Annotated in this window: 13 protein-coding genes; 4 read left to right on the top strand and 9 right to left on the bottom strand. The window is 42.0% G+C overall.

All coding sequences use genetic code 11. The annotated features are described in order from the left end of the window. Positions 1-160: 160 nt before the first annotated feature. Positions 161-1,021, top strand: coding sequence for an N-acetylglucosamine kinase (locus tag M2273_RS07625; RefSeq protein WP_429394975.1), 861 nt, complete (start codon positions 161-163; stop codon positions 1,019-1,021). A gap of 138 nt (positions 1,022-1,159) precedes the next feature. On the opposite strand, the gene M2273_RS07620 is transcribed toward M2273_RS07625, so the two are convergent. Further along, positions 1,160-1,852 carry an NUDIX hydrolase gene (locus M2273_RS07620; protein WP_407666958.1) on the bottom strand — a complete coding sequence of 231 codons (693 nt, stop codon included), beginning with the start codon at positions 1,850-1,852 and terminating at the stop codon, positions 1,160-1,162. 130 nt (positions 1,853-1,982) lie between these two features. On the opposite strand from M2273_RS07620, the gene pfkA reads away from it, so the two are divergent. The 3 genes from pfkA to gap are packed head-to-tail and all read left to right on the top strand — an operon-like array spanning position 1,983 to position 4,822. Next, the gene (gene pfkA, locus M2273_RS07615; protein ID WP_429394972.1) at positions 1,983-2,969 is read left to right on the top strand and encodes a 6-phosphofructokinase; all 987 of its coding nucleotides are present in this window, start codon (positions 1,983-1,985) and stop codon (positions 2,967-2,969) included. Positions 2,970-2,972: 3 nt separating this feature from the next. Continuing rightward, complete coding sequence (locus M2273_RS07610; RefSeq protein ID WP_429394969.1) at positions 2,973-3,821, top strand: hypothetical protein; 849 nt, start codon at positions 2,973-2,975, stop codon at positions 3,819-3,821. 5 nt (positions 3,822-3,826) lie between these two features. Then, the gene (gene gap / locus M2273_RS07605) at positions 3,827-4,822 is read left to right on the top strand and encodes a type I glyceraldehyde-3-phosphate dehydrogenase (protein ID WP_429394966.1); all 996 of its coding nucleotides are present in this window, start codon (positions 3,827-3,829) and stop codon (positions 4,820-4,822) included. Between the two features lie 201 nt (positions 4,823-5,023). On the opposite strand, the gene M2273_RS07600 is transcribed toward gap, so the two are convergent. The 8 genes from M2273_RS07600 to M2273_RS07565 form a co-directional block, all read right to left on the bottom strand. Further along, on the bottom strand, positions 5,024-5,749 hold the full coding sequence (locus M2273_RS07600; protein WP_429394964.1) for an SDR family NAD(P)-dependent oxidoreductase: 726 nt from the start codon (positions 5,747-5,749) through the stop codon (positions 5,024-5,026). Positions 5,750-5,800: 51 nt separating this feature from the next. Continuing rightward, positions 5,801-6,706: a helix-turn-helix domain-containing protein gene (locus tag M2273_RS07595; RefSeq protein ID WP_429394961.1), complete on the bottom strand. Its 906-nt coding sequence runs from the start codon at positions 6,704-6,706 to the stop codon at positions 5,801-5,803. 77 nt (positions 6,707-6,783) lie between these two features. Next, complete coding sequence (locus tag M2273_RS07590; RefSeq protein ID WP_429394959.1) at positions 6,784-9,162, bottom strand: ABC transporter permease; 2,379 nt, start codon at positions 9,160-9,162, stop codon at positions 6,784-6,786. A gap of 139 nt (positions 9,163-9,301) precedes the next feature. Then, positions 9,302-11,719, bottom strand: coding sequence for an ABC transporter permease (locus M2273_RS07585; RefSeq protein ID WP_429394956.1), 2,418 nt, complete (start codon positions 11,717-11,719; stop codon positions 9,302-9,304). 180 nt (positions 11,720-11,899) lie between these two features. Continuing rightward, the gene (locus M2273_RS07580; RefSeq protein ID WP_429394955.1) at positions 11,900-12,091 is read right to left on the bottom strand and encodes a hypothetical protein; all 192 of its coding nucleotides are present in this window, start codon (positions 12,089-12,091) and stop codon (positions 11,900-11,902) included. An 82-nt stretch (positions 12,092-12,173) separates the two neighbouring features. After that, positions 12,174-14,117, bottom strand: coding sequence for a 1,4-alpha-glucan branching protein GlgB (gene glgB / locus M2273_RS07575; RefSeq protein ID WP_429396343.1), 1,944 nt, complete (start codon positions 14,115-14,117; stop codon positions 12,174-12,176). A gap of 441 nt (positions 14,118-14,558) precedes the next feature. Continuing rightward, positions 14,559-17,033, bottom strand: a complete 2,475-nt coding sequence (locus tag M2273_RS07570; RefSeq protein ID WP_429394953.1) for a glycoside hydrolase family 31 protein — start codon at positions 17,031-17,033, stop codon at positions 14,559-14,561. A 144-nt stretch (positions 17,034-17,177) separates the two neighbouring features. Then, positions 17,178-18,893 carry an alpha-amylase family glycosyl hydrolase gene (locus M2273_RS07565; RefSeq protein WP_429394950.1) on the bottom strand — a complete coding sequence of 572 codons (1,716 nt, stop codon included), beginning with the start codon at positions 18,891-18,893 and terminating at the stop codon, positions 17,178-17,180. Positions 18,894-18,917 lie beyond the last annotated feature (24 nt).

Raw genomic sequence — 18,917 nt, 5'->3', positions numbered from 1 at the left:
GTGTCAACACCAGTGTTTAATGCATTTAAAACGTTTTTTGTACACAAAAAAGAGTATTATTGACCCGGAAACAGCATTTTTTATTTTTTAAAATAGAAAGTGTTTTTTTTACAATAAGTTAATCATACTTTTAACCCAATTTTTTTAATAAAACTTAATTATGATCATAATTGCTGACGGTGGCTCAACTAAAACAAATTGGTGTCTGGTTACCGATGAAGGTAAAAAAGTGTATTTTAACACTGAGGGTTATAACCCTTATTTTTCTGGTACGGAGTATATCATACAGTCATTAAATGAAAGTTTGCCAACCGACCTTAAAAAGGATGAAATAACCGAAGTAAATTATTACGGTGCAGGCTGTTCGACCCCCGAAATGCGTAAGATCGTAGAAGTAGCTATGCAGGCTGTTTTTACCAAATCAAAAGTGAATATTGGGCATGATCTGCTTGCCGCGGCCCGTGCCGTGTTAGGTAATAATGAAGGTTTTGCAGCTATTTTGGGTACAGGTACCAATACCTGTATTTACGATGGCAAAGAAGTGCTTCATAACATTGACTCAGGAGCTTATATCCTGGGCGACGAAGGTAGCGGCTGTTATATTGGCAAAAAACTACTGGTTGATTATTTACGTGGTTACATGCCCGAGCCTGTACGCAATTTGTTTTGGGAAACTTATAAACTTACTCCCGATGATATAAACGAGCAGGTTTACACACAACCCCGTGCCAACCGATTTTGCGCCAGCTTCAGCAAATTTGTTTATGATAACAACGTTCACATTGAATATTCACGCAACCTGGTACGCACCTCATTCGAAGATTTTTTCCGTAACCTGGTAACACACTACCCTGATTATCAGAAATACAGCTTTAATTGTATAGGCTCCGTTGGCTATAACTTCAGGAACGTTTTAGAAGAGGTTGTTACCGAAAACGGAATGGTTGTAGGTAACATTATCCGCTCGCCTATAGATAATCTGGTAAAATATCATTTAGATTTGGCACCAAGCTCTTTATAAGACTTTTAGGACAAAAGATAAAGGATCATCAGACAATAGGATAAAAAAAGGGCCGGAAATTATTTCCGGCCCTTTTTTATTTATACTTTAAAAGTTTTCGTCTTGATTCCTGACTCTAAAAATCCTGGCTCTCGCCCCCTATCCAATAGTCATTTCGCCCTGAAATATTTTGCCATACTTCCGTTTATCAAATTTATACAGCTTGGCAGCACGATATGATACCCCTTTTTGCTTTTCGTCTAATTCTTTTAAAAACCCGTAACTCAGCATCTTTTTCCTGAAATTCCTTTTATCCAGCTTTTTATTTAAAACAGCTTCATAAAGTGACTGCAGTTGGGTTAGTGTGAATTTTTCGGGCAGCAGTTCAAAAGCTATCGGCTGATAATGCAACCGTCTGCGGATCTTGTTAAAACCGGTATTAAATATCTCGCTGTGGTCAAATGCCAGCTTAGGCAGTTCGCTAACCGGATGCCAGAACGCTTTTTTGGCATACTGGGTAACCGGTCTTAGTTCTTTTTGCCCGTTTATGCGTATCAGCGCGTAATAGGCCACGGTAATAACCCGGCCCTGGGGGTGCCTGTTCACTTCGCCAAAAGTATGAAACTGCTGCATGTGCATATCGCGCAAACCCGTGAGTTCATACAATATACGTTCGGCAGCATCATCGATACTTTCGTCTTGTTCAACAATATAACCAGGCAGCGCCAGCCAATCTTTATACGGTTCTTCGTTGCGCTCGATCAGCAAAATTTTAAGCTCTCCGGCTTCAAAGCCAAAAATTACGCAGTCAATAGAGAATACGGAATCAAACTTGGGTAGCATTACTTCCAAAACTGTATGGGGATTTAAGTTTAATTGTTAAATATATGTCCTTAATTCTTAATCCAAAAAAAAATAAATAAAATTTAATGGTGTAATTTACACACAGTATCTTCGTAGCACAAATTTAAGTGATGTAAAGATGCGTAAAATTTCAAAACTTGCAGTTTTAACTTCGGGCGGCGACGCTCCCGGAATGAATCCCTGCATTAGGGCAGTTGTTAGAACCGCGTTATATAATGGCCTTGAGGTTGTTGGTGTGAGACAGGGTTATAAAGGGCTTATCGAAAACGATATGTACGATATGAACAACCGCTCGGTAAGTAACATACTTAATTTGGGAGGTACTATTTTAAAAACAGCGCGCTGTTTACCTTTTAAAGAAGATGAAGGCATGGCTACAGCCTACAAAAACTTAAAGGCACAGGGCGTTGATGCCCTGGTGGTTATTGGAGGTGATGGCACATTTACCGGTGCACTGCGTTTTTCAAAAAAATACCCCGACATTGCTGTTATGGGTGTACCGGGTACTATTGATAATGATCTGTGCGGATCAACCTATACACTGGGTTTTGATACAGCAACCAATACTGTTATTCAGGCTATTGATAAAATACGTGATACAGCCGATGCGCATGACCGCCTGTTTTTTATAGAGGTAATGGGCCGCGACTCAGGAGCTATTGCCCTGCGCGCGGGTATTTCATGCGGCGCCGAGGCCATATTATTGCCCGAAAGGGAGACCGCCATTGAGGATCTGATTAAAAATTTGAAACTCGGCCAATCCAACAAAAAGTCATCAAGCATAGTAATTGTTGCCGAGGGTGATAAAAATGGCGGTGTTTATGATGTGGCTAAGGCAGTACAAAAAGAAGTTAAAGACTACGACATTAAAGTAACTATATTAGGCCACTTACAAAGAGGGGGTAGCCCGTCAAGCTTCGACCGTATTTTGGGCAGCAGGCTTGGCTTTGCCGCGGTAAATGCGTTAATTGCAGGCGAAACACAAAAAATGGTAGGTTTGCAGGCCAACCATATTTTGCTTACCACCCTGGAGGATGCCCTTAATAACCACGAGTTTAAGCTGGAGGAAGACCTTTTGCAAATGATGGATGTACTATCAATATAATAAATGATTGCAGTTGTATATAGCGGATCGTATTTTGCACATTGGCGGCTGGCCGATAAGGGAAGAACTGTGGCTTCTTTTAAAACCAACGGCATCAACCCTTATTTTAACGACGAAAAGCATATCCTGCAACTACTCAATAAAAATATTAACCTGATACACCACGCCGAACAAATAAGACGCATTTATTTTTTTGGTGCCGGCGCCTCTTCTGATGAGCGTAAGAAAATTGTTCATAATGCACTGTCGGCATTTTTCAAATTCGGGAAGGTAACAGTTGATCATGATATTACCGCCGCGGCAATTGCCTGCTGCAAAAACTCACCTGGCATTATCAGCATTTGCGGCAGCGGCTCAAACGCGGCCTGGTATGATGGTAAAAAGGTGTGGCCTAATAACTATGGCCTTGGTTATATTTTGGCCGATGAAGGCTCAGGCAACTGGCTGGGCAGGCAGTTGATCAAAGGATTTATGAACGAAACTTTACCAACAAATATTAAAAAGAAGTTTGTTCATAAGTATGAGGCCGACCGTAAAACACTGCTTGAAAAAGTTTACCGGCAAAAACAACCGGCCTTGTTTTTAAGCTCCTTTACTGATTTTTACCTGGAAAACCGCGATGACAACTATCTTCAAAACGTCATAAAAAAAGGATTTAGCAAGCTAATTTCCACATATTTGTTACCTTTATCTAAGCAACACCCGGGGGCCTCCATTCATTTTGCAGGTACGGTTGCTGCCAACTTTCAGGAACATTTATATGAAGCTGCTGCTGAGGCTGATCTGCAAATAGCAAACATTATAAAAGAACCCATAAATAATTTATTAACCTACTATTCAAATAAAAATTAAAAATCATGAAAATAGGAATTAACGGTTTCGGCCGTATTGGCCGTCTGGCATTCAGAGCCGCAATTGAAAGACCCGACATTGAAGTTGTTGGTATTAATGACCTGGTTGAGCCTGATTATATGGCTTACATGTTAAAATACGATTCAACTCACGGACCATTCAAAGGCACTATTGCTGTTGAAGGCGGACATTTGGTTGTAAACGGTAAAACCATCCGTGTTACTGCTGAAAAGGACCCTGCTAACCTTAAATGGGGCGAAGTGGGTGCCGAAGTGATCATTGAATCAACAGGCTTGTTCTTAACTCAGGAATCAGCTCAAAAACATATTGATGCCGGCGCTAAAAAAGTAGTGATGAGCGCACCAGCTAAAGATGATACCCCTACTTTTGTAATGGGCGTAAACAATAAAAAATTATCTGCTGAGCATACTATAGTATCAAACGCTTCATGTACTACCAACTGCCTTGCTCCTATTGCTAAGGTATTGAACGATAGCTTTGGTATTGAAGAAGGCTTAATGAGCACTGTACACGCTGTTACAGCTACTCAAAAAACCGTTGATAGCCCATCAGCTAAAGACTGGAGAGGTGGCCGTGGTGCTTACCAAAACATCATCCCTTCATCAACTGGTGCTGCTAAAGCGGTTACTTTGGTTATCCCTGAGCTAAAAGGTAAATTAACCGGTATGTCATTCCGTGTTCCGGTTGCCGATGTATCTGTTGTTGATTTAACTGTACGCCTTAAAAAAGGTGCTACTTACGAAGAGATCAAACAAGCAATGAAAACAGCATCAGAAGGCGACCTTAAAGGAATTTTAGGTTATACTGAAGATGATGTAGTATCTGAAGATTTTAAAGGTGATGCACGTACATCAATTTTTGATGCTAAAGCTGGTATCGCCCTGAATGATAACTTCGTGAAAGTGGTATCATGGTACGATAACGAGTGGGGTTATTCAAACAAACTTATCGACCTGGTTCAGGAATTAGGTAAAGTTTAATAAACTCATCAATCTTTAATTTATAACACAAAGCCCTGGTATTAACCGGGGCTTTGTGTTTAACCAAAATATCATGCCGAATTTATTTCGGTATCTCACAGGACAAATAAACTTCAAGCTGCATACCTCGCATATGGGATGCCGAAATAAATTCGGTATGACTAATTGTTATTGAATTTCTCTATCCTTGCTCCCAAAAATCTACCACGGCGTTACACCATCGTCACTGATATATTTGCCTGTTGGCCCGTCCTTATCCAGCATAGCATATTCCACAATTGGAGCTGCGCCATCCTCTACTTTTTTAGGGCCCTGGTTATTGTTAAATTCGGTATTGGTATAGCCGGGGTTTACCATGTTTACTTTAACCTGGTCTTTAAGCTCAAAAGCCAAAGCGACAGTGTAAGCATTCAAAGCCGTTTTTGACGGACCATAAGCCGCGGATTTAAAATGATAATACTGCCAGTTAGGATCGTTGTGCAGGGTAAGCGAACCCAGATCTGACGTTACATTCACTATTCTTGGATTTTTTGCTTTTTTCAGCAGATCAATAAAGATCCTTACCGTACGGATAACGCCAAAGAAGTTTACTTCAAAAACGTTGTGCAACGTTTCATTATCGGCATTTGATGGCACCTGCGGGAATACACCGGGGATACCTGCATTGTTGATCAGCACATCTAATTTATCAATGCGTTTAGCCAGGTCATCATGCGCTTGCTGTACCGATTGTTCATTTACAACATCAATCAGCAGCAATTCCACATCGGCAAATCCTTCGGCTTTTAACTGCTCAACAGCCTTATCGCCATTACTTTTATCCCTGCTTCCTAAAAATATATGATAGCCTGCCTTTAAAAGCTGACGGGCGGTTTCCAGGCCAATACCTTTATTGGCGCCGGTTATTAAAACTGTTTCTTTATTCATAAAGCAAAGCTATGGCAACACAATTTTAATACCGCTGCACATAGCAGGGCATTAACTGTACATTTCCCGGATTTGCAGCCTGTAGTTTATCGGCGTGGCATCGGTAAGGCGTTTAAAAAAGCGGTTAAAATAGGCCGCATCCTCAAAACCCAGTTCATCGGCAATTTGTTTTACAGACAGATCGGTATGTAAAAGACGCCGTTTTGCCTCAACAATAAGACGCTCATGAATATGGGTAATGGCCGTTTTACCGCTTTGTTGCTTAATAACCTCAGTAAGGTGGCCTGGCGTTATGTTTAACTGCCCGGCATAAGCGGCAACATCATGCTGGTTGCTGTAATGTTCGCCTATAAGCGATTGAAAGCTTTTGAGCAGGCAGTAATTCTGGGTAATGGTGGTTTCGCTGAACTGTTCGGTATAAAGCCGGCTCAGGTATATTACTAATACACGCAACCACGATGTAAGCATCTGGTTGCGCCAACTGCTATCCGTTTTAAATTCGGCCAGCATTTTGCGCATCACGTCTTCAACAAAATTCAAATCCTGCTTACTCAGCAACAGTTCATGCGCCCCGGCCGGGTTCTGGATTATAGGAAGTTGTTTTAATACGCGGTTCTCTTCCAGCTGCAAAAACTCATCGGTAAAGCAAGTTATAAGACCTTCCATTGGCCCTGCATATTCTTTAAGGTGCACTTGTTGAGGTACAGTAAAGTAAAAAGTATCAGGCTTAATGGTATAAGGCATAAAATCTATCCAATGCCGGTTGTTCCCCTTCTTTACCAGTACAAACAGGTAATAATCTTTGCGATGGGGTATCAGAAAAGCCGGATCAAGCTTAAACTCCCCGCAATGATCCCCGGCCTCGCGTACCTCTATCATGCTACTGTCAATAGTACTATTTTGCAGTAGTGAGTAAGTTGGTATAGCTGATTTTTCGGGCGCAGTTAAAACGGGCATGTAGCAAAATAACGAAATTAATTATAAAGTGGTATAAGGTTTTAACTTCTGCAATTGCCAGTACTGCGGCTAACTGCCTATTCGCTTCTTAAACTTACGACAGGATTGGCAAGCGCGGCCTTTACTGCCTGAAAACCCACGGTAACAAAAGTTATGATAAGTGTTATTACTCCTGCTAATGCAAAAACCCACCAGCCTATAGCTATGCGATATGCAAAATCCTGCAGCCATTTGTTCATAGCAAACCATGCCAACGGGAATGCCATTAGCGATGATATGATCACCAACCACAAAAACTCAATAGAAAGCATATTTACAATGCCGGTTACAGAAGCACCGAATACTTTGCGAATACCGATTTCACGGGTACGCTGAATGGTACTGTATGACGCTAAACCAAATAGCCCCATACACGAAATACATATGGCAAGCACCGCAAAATAAAGGAACAGATTACCGAAATTAACCTGTGCCGCGTATTGTTTATTAAATGCATCATCAACAAACGCATAATTAAAGGGCCGTTCAGGCACCAGGGTCTTCCACTTGCTTTGAATAGCAGAGATAGTTGCGGGAATATCTTTTGATTCAATTTTAAGGGTAAACGCAATGGTACGCGCTGGATTAATGCGCATACATAAAGGCTGTACCGTTTCCTTCAGTGATTCATAGTGAAAGTCTTTCAACACCCCAATTATTTTACCTGTTCGTTCATCTTGCGAAAAATTTTGGCCTATGGCTTCGGCTGGGGTACGATAGCCGAGGGTTTTAGCGGCTGTTTCGTTAATTACTATGGCCTGTGCAGTATCAGTACCAAATGATTTTGAAAATATGCGTCCAGCGGCCAGCTTCATTTCAAACTGCGGAATGAAATCATAATCTACCTCGTACAAATTAATAAGTATCTGCTGCATAACGCCTGCTCTATTCTCTATCTTGCAGTCGCGATTGTTATAACCAAAGCCAGGAATCCCCAGGGATACCGTAGCAGCTACCACATTAGGGACCTTTTTTAGTTCGCTTTTTATTAATTCCGCGCGGTTTCGTATTGCTTTGTCATTGTGAAAATTAATAACGAGCATCTGATTTTTCTGAAAACCAAGCGACTGGCTACGCATGTAATTTAACTGGTTGTATACTACTATAGTGCCTATAATAAGTACTATAGATATTGTAAACTGGGTTATCACCAGTCCTTTACGCAATAAAATACCCCTGCTTGATTTACTGAACTTCCCTTTTAGGGTAGTTATTGGTTTGAAGCCCGAAAGCACTAACGCTGGATATAAACCAGCGGTAATGCCTATGCCACAAGACAGTATAAAAAGTTGTAACAAGTAGCTATGTGAAAAAATACTGGTATTGGTCACTTTGCCGGATAACTGATTGAACAATGGCAACAATGAATAGCTAAACAGAACTGAAAATAAAAAAGCGATTAAACATATAATAACAGATTCACCTAAAAACTGAATAATCAACTGCCTCCTTGCTGCACCAATTACCTTGCGGACACCTACCTCTTTAGCTCTTTCTGTAGCCCTTGCCGTTGTTAAATTGATAAAATTAATGCAGGCGATCAGCAGTATGAATAAGGCGATAATTGAAAAGATACGGATGTTATGCAAGTCACCTGCCCCTCCTCTTTCAATATCCATATAAACATCCTTTAAAGGTTGTAGGAGAAAACTATAGTCCGTACCTTCTTTTTTATCAGTCTGGGTGTAGTGTTTGCTTGCAAAAGCAGGTAGCAGGCTTTGCAATTTGTGATAATCATACCCTTTTGGCAGTTCGATATAGGTAGTACAACCCATATCTGCCCAAACGTCTGCACTGTTGGGGTATAACTTTTCGCGCGTGGCAAAGGAAATCGCCATATCAAATTTAAAATGTGAGTTGGGCGGCACATCTTTTACCACCGCGGCAACCGACGCAGAGTATTTATCATTAAGCAATAAAGATTTACCAATAGGATTGGTATTGCCAAAATATTTTTTGGCAATGGTTTCTGTCATTACCACTGTAAAAGGTGCTCCAAATCCCTTTTTAACATCACCTTTTACAACCGGTAAGGTAAATATAGTAAACAGGGAAGGATCAGCAAATATTCCGTTGTCTTCCTGGAATTTTAATTCACCATATTGCACCAAAAACCTTCCGTTACCGATTCGTGTATTAGCTTTTACTTCCGGGTAATCCTGTTGCAGCGAGGGACCCATTTGTAAAAATGATGACGGTGTTTTAATAGTTAGATCAGGATGTATTATATCGGTTGAGACCCGATAGATCTGATCAGCTTTTTCGTTAAAACTATCGTAACTTAACTCGAACTTTATATTTATATAGATCAGGAAACAGGCCGTCATGCCTATTGCCAGGCCAATAATATTTATTATCGAGAACCCTTTGTGCCTCCAAAGACTTCTGCATGCAATTTTAATGTAGTTCCTTATCATATGCCCTCCTATTATCCCCCAAACAGGAGGGATCTATGGTTTATACTCGCTTTAGTTCCTCTATTTAAAGTCCGGCCTCCTTGAAGGGCAATCACACTAACCCTTCGCTTTTTCTCTCGTTTACCAATCAACCGGCAACCTACTCCGTCTTCAAACTCTTTACAGGATTGGTTAAAGCAGCCTTTACGCTGAGATAGGATACCGTAGCAAACGCTATCACCAGGACTATCACAAATGGGATAATGAACAGCAGCGGGTGAATATCAACCCTAAAGGCATAAGTTTGCAGCCATTTGCTAATAGCGTACCAACCCAGCGGTGCCGATACAATAAATGATACCAGTACCAGTGCCGTGAAATCCTTATACAACAGCCCTAAAATGCTGTTTACCGTAGCCCCTAAAACTTTGCGGATACCTATTTCTTTGGTGCGCTGAACAATAGTGTATGATACCAGGCCAAACAGGCCCAGGCAGGCCACAAATATGGCAATCCCGGTAAATACACCGAACACCTGCCCAAAACGCTGGTCGGCCTGGTATTGTTCATTAAAATGCTGATCTAAAAAGAAATAATCAAACTGATCGCCAGGGAAAAATGCCGCCCATGTTTTCTTGAGGTCTGCAATAGTTTGGGCAACATTTGTAGAACTTATTTTTACCGATACAGAGCCCCTTACATCTGGTATGCATCTGAAGATAAGCGCATCATATGAATCGCGTAGGGATTGCTGATGAAAATTATCAACTACGCCTACTATGGTATAAACCTGTCCCCAGAAATCAATTTTTTTACCCAAAGCTTCTTCCGGTTTATTAAAGCCGATCTGCTCAACAGCTTTCCGGTTAAAAACTACACTATGGGGTTCGTCACCAAAATCTTTAGAAAATATCCTGCCGGCTATCAGTTTCAGGTCATAAGCCTTAAGGTAATCATAATCGGTACCTATAATACGGTATTGTTTGCCCTGGCTTTGATCGGCAGTGGTTAGTTTTATGCCACCTGCGTTCCAACCTACCGGCTCACCAGGAATTGAGGTTGATACCGTAACACTTTTTATAGCAGGCTGTGCCAAACTTTCCTGTTTAAAAGCGCCCATGTTCCTTAAAAATGAATCGACTTTAACCAGCGGGGCCTTTATTACCAGTGTCTGGTCAATTTTTACACCCAGCTTTTGGTTTTGCATAAACTGCAACTGCCTGAATACAGTAAGCGAGCCAATGAGTAAAAATATAGAAGCAGCAAACTGAAATACTACCATACCCTTACGTAACATAACACCCTTGGGCGATGCCTGGATCTTTCCCTTCATCACTTCAACCGGCCTGAATGCCGATAGCACAATTGCCGGATAAAAACCACTGAAAAAAGATCCCAAAACAAACATCGCTGCTACAGCTATCCAAAAAGCCGGTTTAGCAAGCAAAGTAAATCCCATTTGTAAACCTGATATACTGGCAAATACAGGAATACAGATCACGATGAGCAATATGGCCAGTACTATAGCCAGTGCGTTAAGCAGCATAGCCTCGAGCATAAACTGCATAACAAGTTGCGCCTTTGCCGAGCCAAGGGTTTTACGTACACCTACTTCCTTAGCCCTGCCTATGCCCCGGGCTGTAGCCAGGTTAATATAATTGATCCAGGCAATGATGATCACAAATATGGCTATACCTAATAATAAATAAACCGATTTGCCCTCGCCGTTGGGCTGAAACTCCAGCATAAGGTTGGAATACAGGTGGATGCTTTGCACGGGCTGCAGGGTGTAGATCGCTGTTTCGCCGGCACTTTTATAATTGTCATATACTTTTTTTACTACGGGTATAAACTTGGCCTCTAAAACCCTGGGATCAACACCTGGTTTAAGCAACAGGTAGGTTGTACAGCCATCAGACAACCAGGCGTTATCAAGATTAAAATCTTTATTAGGTGGGTTGTCCTTTAACAATGTACTGTATGATTGTAAGAAATCAAATTTCATGTGGGTGTTGTTGGGCATGTTTTTCATTACCCCTGTAATTTTTAATGGCTTATCGCCATTGATGAGCAAGGATTGCCCAACCGGATTAGTGTTATGAAAAAGTTTTTGCGCCACCTCTTCCGATATCACTACGGTATATGGTTCTTTTAAAGCGGTTTTAGGATCGCCGCTGATAAGCGGGAACGAAAAAATATTAAAAAAGGAAGTGCTGGCAAAGTAATCATTTTTGATGACCATCTTTTGGTCTTTATAGTTTGCCAAAACCTGGCCCGCACCTACAATTTTTACAAAATCTTCTATCTCGGGCAGGGCGGTTTTGAAGACGCTGCCAGGCGCAAATGCCCCGCCAGCCCAACGAGTGCTTAACTTACCATTGTTAAACCTGTCCTGATTTATGCGATAGATGCGATCTTTTTTAGCATGAAAATTATCGAAGCTTAATTCAAAACTTACATATTGTAAAATTAAAAGGCATGCAGCCATGCCAATTGCCAGTCCAACAATATTGATGAACGAGAAGGCTTTGTTTTTAGAGAGGTTTCTAAAAGCAACCAGCAGGTAATTTTTAAGCATAACAGTGGGGTTTATGCCGTAGGCATAACTAATAATATGCCTTTATTTTAATAAACTGATAATCAAATAATTATATGCAGTTTAATTTTTACAACTGTTCGGATTCGTTACAGATATCGTTCACTAATGAACATGCAAAACCAAACCAAATATACTTTATATCAACACATTAAAGCATGGCTACATCAATTCGTTATCCTTTTTTTCGTGATAGGTTTTGTAAGCCAGGTAAAAAAACAACAGTGCCGGCAAGGTATTAAGCAGCACTCCTTTGGGGCTCACATCGGGATAGGTTACTATTACCTGCACTATGAGTGATATGAGTATTACTGATCCGATAGTGATGTACAGGTAACGGAATTTAGGATTCATACTATTCAATTAACAATGTAACCATTGGCTAAACGGGTATGTTTAACCAATGGTTACATTCTTTTATGATAATTTTTGATCATCAGCGTTTCAGTTCATATTTCGCCGGTGTATCCATTGCTTTTTTAAATATGGTTGCACCCAGTGGCGGTATGGTAATATTGATGGAGTTATCCTTACCATGCCATTTTTGGGCTTCGGTATTTACATCTCCGGTATTGATCAGGCCGCTGCCCCAGAATTTTGTGGCATCAGAGTTAAATATCTCCTTCCATTTGCCGGCTGCAGGTACTCCTATGCGGTAATTATGGCGCGGTACCGGGGTCATGTTCAAAATGATCACCAGATCGTCTTTTTCATAATGCCCCTTACGACCATAAACCAGTATGGAATCATTGGCATTACCACCGTCAATCCATTCAAAGCCGGTAAAATCAAACCCTTTTTGGTACAAGGCTGGTTCATCGCGGTACAGGTGATTCAGAGCCTTAACGGTCTCGGACATACCCTGGTGATTGGCATACTCCAGCACATGCCATTGTAACGACTGGCCAAAGTCCCATTCATCACCCTGCCCAAACTCGGCACCCATAAACAGCAGTTTGGTGCCGGGATGTGTAAACATATAGCTATACATTAAACGCAGATTGGCAAACTGCTGCCACTCATCGCCCGGCATTTTGCGCAGCATGGAGCCTTTACCATATACCACTTCGTCATGCGAAAAAGGCAGCATAAAGTTTTCGGTAAAGGCATATATGGTACTAAAAGTAATTTCGTTGTGGTGATATTTACGATGGATAGGATCCTCTTTAAAATAGCCTATGGTGTCGTGCATCCAACCCATCATCCATTTCATGCCAAAGCCCAGGCCGCCCAAATAAACCGGGCGACTAACACCCGTGAATGAGGTTGATTCTTCGGCAATGGTTTGTGTGGATGGGAAGTGGCTGTAAACGGCTTCGTTAAACTCTTTCAGGAACGACACAGCCTCCAGGTTTTCGTTACCGCCATAAATGTTGGTTTCCCATTCGCCATGCTTACGCGAGTAATCGAGGTAAAGCATGGAAGCTACCGCGTCAACACGCAGACCATCGGCATGGTAGCGTTCAAGCCAGAACATCGCGTTACTGATCAGGAATGCCCTAACCTCGTTACGGCCATAATTAAATATGTACGATTTCCAGTCAGGGTGAAAGCCTTTGCGGGCATCAGCATGCTCGTAAAGGTGTGTACCGTCAAATTTATACAGGGCATGAATATCCCCAGGAAAATGCGAGGGCACCCAATCCAGGATCACCCCAATACCGGCCTCGTGAAACTTTTCGATCAGGTACATTAACTCCTGCGGTGTACCATAACGCGAAGCCGCGGCAAAATATCCCGAGATCTGGTATCCCCAGCTTGGATAAAACGGGCTTTCCATAATCGGCATAAGCTCCACATGTGTAAAGCCCATTTCCTTCACGTAAGGCACCATCTTGTCGGCCAGCTGGGTATAGGTCAAAAATTCATCAGGGCTCTCCAAACTGCGGGCCCAGGAACCTGGATGCACCTCATAAACACTGTAAGGTCTGTCGAGCCCGTTATGTTCATGGCGGTTGGCCATCCAGTCGCCATCTTTCCATTCGTAAAAAGTATCGGCAACTATTGATGCCGTATGCGGGGGCACTTCCCAGCGCAGGGCAAAAGGATCACTTTTTTCCAGATCTTCGCCGGTTGATGCTTTAATGTAATATTTATAAGTTTCGCCATTGCCAACATTTGGAATAAAACCTTCCCAAATTCCTGAGGCATCCCAACGGCACAATAAACCATGGGAGGCACGGTTCCAGCCATTAAAATTTCCAATTACTGAAATATGCTGTGCATTTGGCGCCCAAACTGCAAAATAGGTTCCAACAACACCATTAAACTCCACCACATGCGAACCAAATTTTTCGTACAGCTTATAATGCTTGCCCGATTTAAATAAAGCGATGTCAAAATCGGTAAAACGGCTGTAGGGTTCAACCGCTTTAAGCATCACATGCGTTTTTTGTGCTCCCTCCGTGGCCTTAACCGTTTTTGGTTTTGAGGCAGCAGTGGTATTTTCGGCTTTGGCTGGTTTTATTTTTGGACTAACCGTTTTTTTTACGGCAGCAGCTTTTTTAACGGGTGCAACAGCTTTATCTGCCGCTTTTACAGCCGTTTTTTCTTTTACAGGTTTTGCTTCCGGTAATGAAGTTTCGGATTTCTTAGTTTGTTTGGCCATGATATGATAACCTGTTAAGGTGTTTTAGAATAACCCGGTTTACAGGAATGAGTTTGGTTTATATGATATCAAATATATCATAATTGTTTTTGTTTGCTGATAATTTCACGCTGGATTTTAACATTATATCGAAATGTTAGGATTAATGCCTCATCACATTGCTTAAACAAACACAGGTAAACAAAAAAGGCCCCGGTTTAGCGGGGCCTTTATCTATTTTATTATTTCGATATGCTTAAAATTCTTACTGAATTTAAACTCGACCGTGCCGTCGGGATTGATGATGAAATCCTTCACCACCTTGCCATCGGCAATTATTTTTGATGGTTTAAACGGTAAACCAATAATATTTAAGTGATAGCCATCATAACGGGGTGTGTACAAACCTTCCATGCTTTGGTTTATGGTTAACTCACGCGTGCTGCCATTTACCACAAACTTTTTCTCGAGGTAAATATCCTGCTCATAGGCAAACGTTTCGCCGTAATCTTCAAACAGGAAGGAGTTAACTTCATAATCGGTGTAGTATATATTCAGTTTAACTTCCTCAATCTCCATCTGCCCAACATATTGCATTACCGGATACTCAGGTATTACAGCACCGGCTTTAATAAAAATCGGCATAGTTTCAAGCGGGGTAGCCACTGGCACTTCTTTTCCCCCGTCAACTACTTCGTAGGTCCAGAAATTAAACCATTTACCTTTGGGTAAGTATACATTCCGTTTAATTTGTCCGGGTTCCATCACCGGGCATATTAATATTTTATCACCATAAGTAAACTCGTCCTGGCGGAAGTGGTTTAACATCACATCCTGCTCATGCATTACTATTGGCCGTAAAATTGGGAAACCGTAACGGTGGTGTTCCCAAAAAGTAGAATATAAATAAGGTATTAAACGGTAACGCAGCTCAATAAATTTGCGATTGATAGCAGTAAATGGCTCACCAAAGCTCCATGGCTCACGCTCTTTGGTATCACCGGCAGAGTGCGCACGCATGAACGGCGAAAAAGTACCCATCTGGATCCAGCGGGTAAACAGTTCGCCATCGGGCTCACCGCTAAAGCCACCTATATCTGTACCGCAAAACGATATACCCGATATGGATAAACGCTGGCACTGTATATTGCCTAATTTAAGATGCTCCCAGGAGGCTACGTTATCGCCCGTCCAAACTGACGAAAAACGTTGTACTCCGGAATAGCCTGCCCTGGTAATAGTAAAAGGGCGTTTATTTTTCATGATAGTACGCAAGCCCTCATAGGTTGCGCGCACCATTTGCATTCCATAAACGTTATGCGCCTTACGGTGCGAACCACGGAAACCATCGTACTGGTGGCGCACATCATCAGGAAAAGTGCCTGCTCCAAATACAGCAGGCTCATTCATATCGTTCCAAACACCGGCTACGCCCATTTGCACCAGCTCATCAAATAAACCACCCCACCAGGTACGTACATCGGGGTTGGTAAAATCAGGAAACTGGCAACGGCCCGGCCAAACGTGCCCTTCCATAAAGTAATCATCGCAACGACGACAGAAATAGCGGTTCTCTTTACCCTGTTTAAATACCTCGTAATTATCATCAACCCGTATGCCCGGATCAATGATCACTACTGTTTTAAAACCATCGGCAGCCAGTTCACTGATCATTTTTTGGGGATCAGGAAAATACTTCCGGTTCCAGGTAAAACAACGGTACCCATCCATGTAATCAATATCCAGATAAATACCATCGCAAGGGATCTTATTTTCGCGGAAACCATTGGTGATCTTTTTCACTTTGGCTTCGGGGTAATAACTCCAGCGGCACTGATGGTAACCCAGGGCCCATAGTGGCGGCATAGGATGCGTACCTGTTAAAATGTGGTAGCTTTTTACCACATCCATCATGTGCGGACCGTGGATATAATAGTATTGCAGTTCGCCGCCATCGGCCCAAAAACTTGTTTTGGTTTTATCTTCGGCGCCAAAATCAAACTGCGCTTTAAAAGTATTATCGAAGAAGATACCGTGGGCAATACCTTCATTTACACTAATATAAAAAGGTATGCTGCGGTAAAGCGGGTCCTGGTTCCAGGCAAACGAGTAAGCATCGGTATTCCAATTCTTTAACCGTTTACCACGAAGATTAAACTCTGTAGGTTTATCACCCAAGCCAAAAAAGCTTTCGTCAGGGCTGCAGGTTTTAGTGCAAAAAACGTAGTAACCGCCAAACTTCACGTTCTCTTCCCAGTGCATAGGCACTGCATCGGTACTTGTTACGTGATTGCTGATATCAGAAAAAGAGATAAAGAAATCTTTTTTGCGGATATGACAGTTTATCGATTTAGTGGCTACACGAAATTCATCCTCATTCTCATACAAGGTAAATTCGGCGGCTTTATGTTCTAATTTTGGAACCGCGTACGAGAATTCCTCCAGAAAAACACCGTGAGGGGCCAGCCTTACTCTAATGATCTCGTCGGTTACAACAACTACTTCAACTTTTGCATCGCCATCAGTAAAGTAGAATTTATTACCCAGCTGGTCGGCATGATTTGGTACACCCAAATACTTTTTGATGATGGGCTTAATGCCATCGGCCGGGTTATTCAGGTGGTGAAACTCTTCTTCGTCTTCCAATAAATTTTCAGCTTCTACTAACTTACTGGTTATCAGCTCCTGATTTGGTACATTACTTTCCATTCAAATTAATTAGGGGTTCTGCAAATATACAATGTGTACTTACTACGCAATATACAACAATTGAATTAATTGAAAAATCATTAACTGTGCCACTAACGCTTATATGCACCGATTAATTATATTTTTTTTTAACAATTGTCAGATTCATCTCATTTCCAGCAACATCCCGCTGGTACCGGGCAATTCTATCTCCACCCCCACCTGTATATCATCTGTACTGAATTTAGTATCACTCAGCAGGTCGATAAATTCCTTTTTGCCGTTTATGTGCAATTTTATCAACAGATCATCGGGCAGTTTTACGCGTATTTTGCGACTGTCGCGGTTAAAGTTTGTTATTACTAAGATATACTGGTTATTGGTATAGCGCATATAAATATACAGCAACTGGTCAAATCCGGGCTGGTGTTCATTAGCCATCATCAGCTCATAAAAACTGCCGTTTTTCAAAGCTTCGTTACTATGTACTGTGTTTAACAGCGTTTGGTAAAAACCTCGTAGTTTCTTTTGATGGTCAGCTAACCGGCCGCCATCAAATGCACCGTTATTGAGCCATTTCTGATGTTCGGGTACGCCGCAGTAGTCAAATATAGAGGTGCGGCCGTCATTACCACTAAAACCCTGGTTGCCAGGAGCAGCTTCGCCAACTTCCTGGCCAAAGTAAATCATTACCGGGCCTACATTTAGCGTCGCGGTTACAATCATGCCCGGTACAGCCAGCCAGCCATCACCGGCAAAATCACCGGAAGCAATGCGTTGTTCGTCATGATTTTCCATAAAGCGCAGCATGTGCTGGTCAATACCCTGACAATGGTTGTTCCAAACATTGTTGATCTCCCAGGTACTTGAACCATATTCGTTGCGGGTTAAGCGCCTAATGGCATCATACAGGCCCACTTTATCATACAGGTAATCAAAAGCGCCCTTGAATATATAGTCGTAGTATTTACTTTTGTCATAGGCTTCGCCGATGAACACTATACCAGGATACGCTGTTTTAAGCTTTGGTATTACCCAGGCCCAAAATTCAATGGGCACCATCTCCACCATATCGCAACGGAAACCGTCCACACCCTTTTGACTCCAGTAACATAAAATATCATATACCTTATTCCACAGTGGTGGTATGGGATCAAAATGACCATTGCGGTTATTCATATAATCCACACCGTAGTTCAGCTTCATGGTCTCGAACCAATCATTAATAGATGGTGTTGCGCTGAACACATCGTTACCTGTTGCTTTGGCCGGGTTTTCGTTAAACCGGCCGTCTTTAAGCGGACTGGTAAATTCATCACCACCGGGATTATATCCGGCCGGAACAACAAAGGGCTGTCCGGGGATATAGTAAAAATCATTTTTGGGCTCAAAAGCTTTGCCCGTATCATCATCCTGACCAAAATCGCGTGCACCTTTTGGTTTTGTATCCGACGCGTAGGTACGTGCTACGTGATTAGGAACCAGATCCATCAATACTTTCAAACCATTGTTATGGGTACGCTGTATCAGGGCCTCATATTCACCGATGCGGTTATGTACATCAACAGCCAGATCGGGGGCAATATCATAATAGTCTCTTATAGCATAGGGTGAGCCCGCCCTGCCCTTCACAATATCAGGATCATCGTTTGCTATACCGAAGGCTGTATAATCTGTCATGGTGGCGTGTTCAATTACGCCGGTGTACCAAATATGGGTAAAGCCAATGCTTTTGATTTCCTGCAGGGCCTTATCGGTAATATCGTTTAGCTTGCCAACGCCATTTTCTTCAATGGAACCATTGATTTTGTTGAGCGTTTTGGTATTGCCAAACAGGCGGGGCAGTAACTGGTATATGATGAGTTTATGATCTGTTTCCATTTAGTATCAAGTAGTTAGTATCAG

Origin of the sequence: Mucilaginibacter lappiensis (assembly GCF_050433765.1) — a bacterium.
Taxonomy (GTDB): Bacteria; Bacteroidota; Bacteroidia; order Sphingobacteriales; family Sphingobacteriaceae; genus Mucilaginibacter; species Mucilaginibacter lappiensis_A.
This window is presented reverse-complemented; position numbering and strand designations above follow the sequence as displayed.

Excerpts from the sequence above, each read along its gene's own strand:
- M2273_RS07625 (WP_429394975.1), top strand. The coding sequence starts at position 161 with ATGATCATAATTGCTGACGGTGGCTCAACTAAAACAAATTGGTGTCTG.
- pfkA (WP_429394972.1), top strand. The coding sequence starts at position 1,983 with ATGCGTAAAATTTCAAAACTTGCAGTTTTAACTTCGGGCGGCGACGCT.
- M2273_RS07610 (WP_429394969.1), top strand. The coding sequence starts at position 2,973 with ATGATTGCAGTTGTATATAGCGGATCGTATTTTGCACATTGGCGGCTG.
- gap (WP_429394966.1), top strand. The coding sequence starts at position 3,827 with ATGAAAATAGGAATTAACGGTTTCGGCCGTATTGGCCGTCTGGCATTC.
- M2273_RS07600 (WP_429394964.1), bottom strand. The coding sequence starts at position 5,749 with ATGAATAAAGAAACAGTTTTAATAACCGGCGCCAATAAAGGTATTGGC.
- M2273_RS07595 (WP_429394961.1), bottom strand. The coding sequence starts at position 6,706 with ATGCCCGTTTTAACTGCGCCCGAAAAATCAGCTATACCAACTTACTCA.
- M2273_RS07590 (WP_429394959.1), bottom strand. The coding sequence starts at position 9,162 with ATGATAAGGAACTACATTAAAATTGCATGCAGAAGTCTTTGGAGGCAC.
- M2273_RS07585 (WP_429394956.1), bottom strand. The coding sequence starts at position 11,719 with ATGCTTAAAAATTACCTGCTGGTTGCTTTTAGAAACCTCTCTAAAAAC.
- M2273_RS07580 (WP_429394955.1), bottom strand. The coding sequence starts at position 12,091 with ATGAATCCTAAATTCCGTTACCTGTACATCACTATCGGATCAGTAATA.
- glgB (WP_429396343.1), bottom strand. The coding sequence starts at position 14,117 with ATGCTTAAAGCGGTTGAACCCTACAGCCGTTTTACCGATTTTGACATC.
- M2273_RS07570 (WP_429394953.1), bottom strand. The coding sequence starts at position 17,033 with ATGGAAAGTAATGTACCAAATCAGGAGCTGATAACCAGTAAGTTAGTA.
- M2273_RS07565 (WP_429394950.1), bottom strand. The coding sequence starts at position 18,893 with ATGGAAACAGATCATAAACTCATCATATACCAGTTACTGCCCCGCCTG.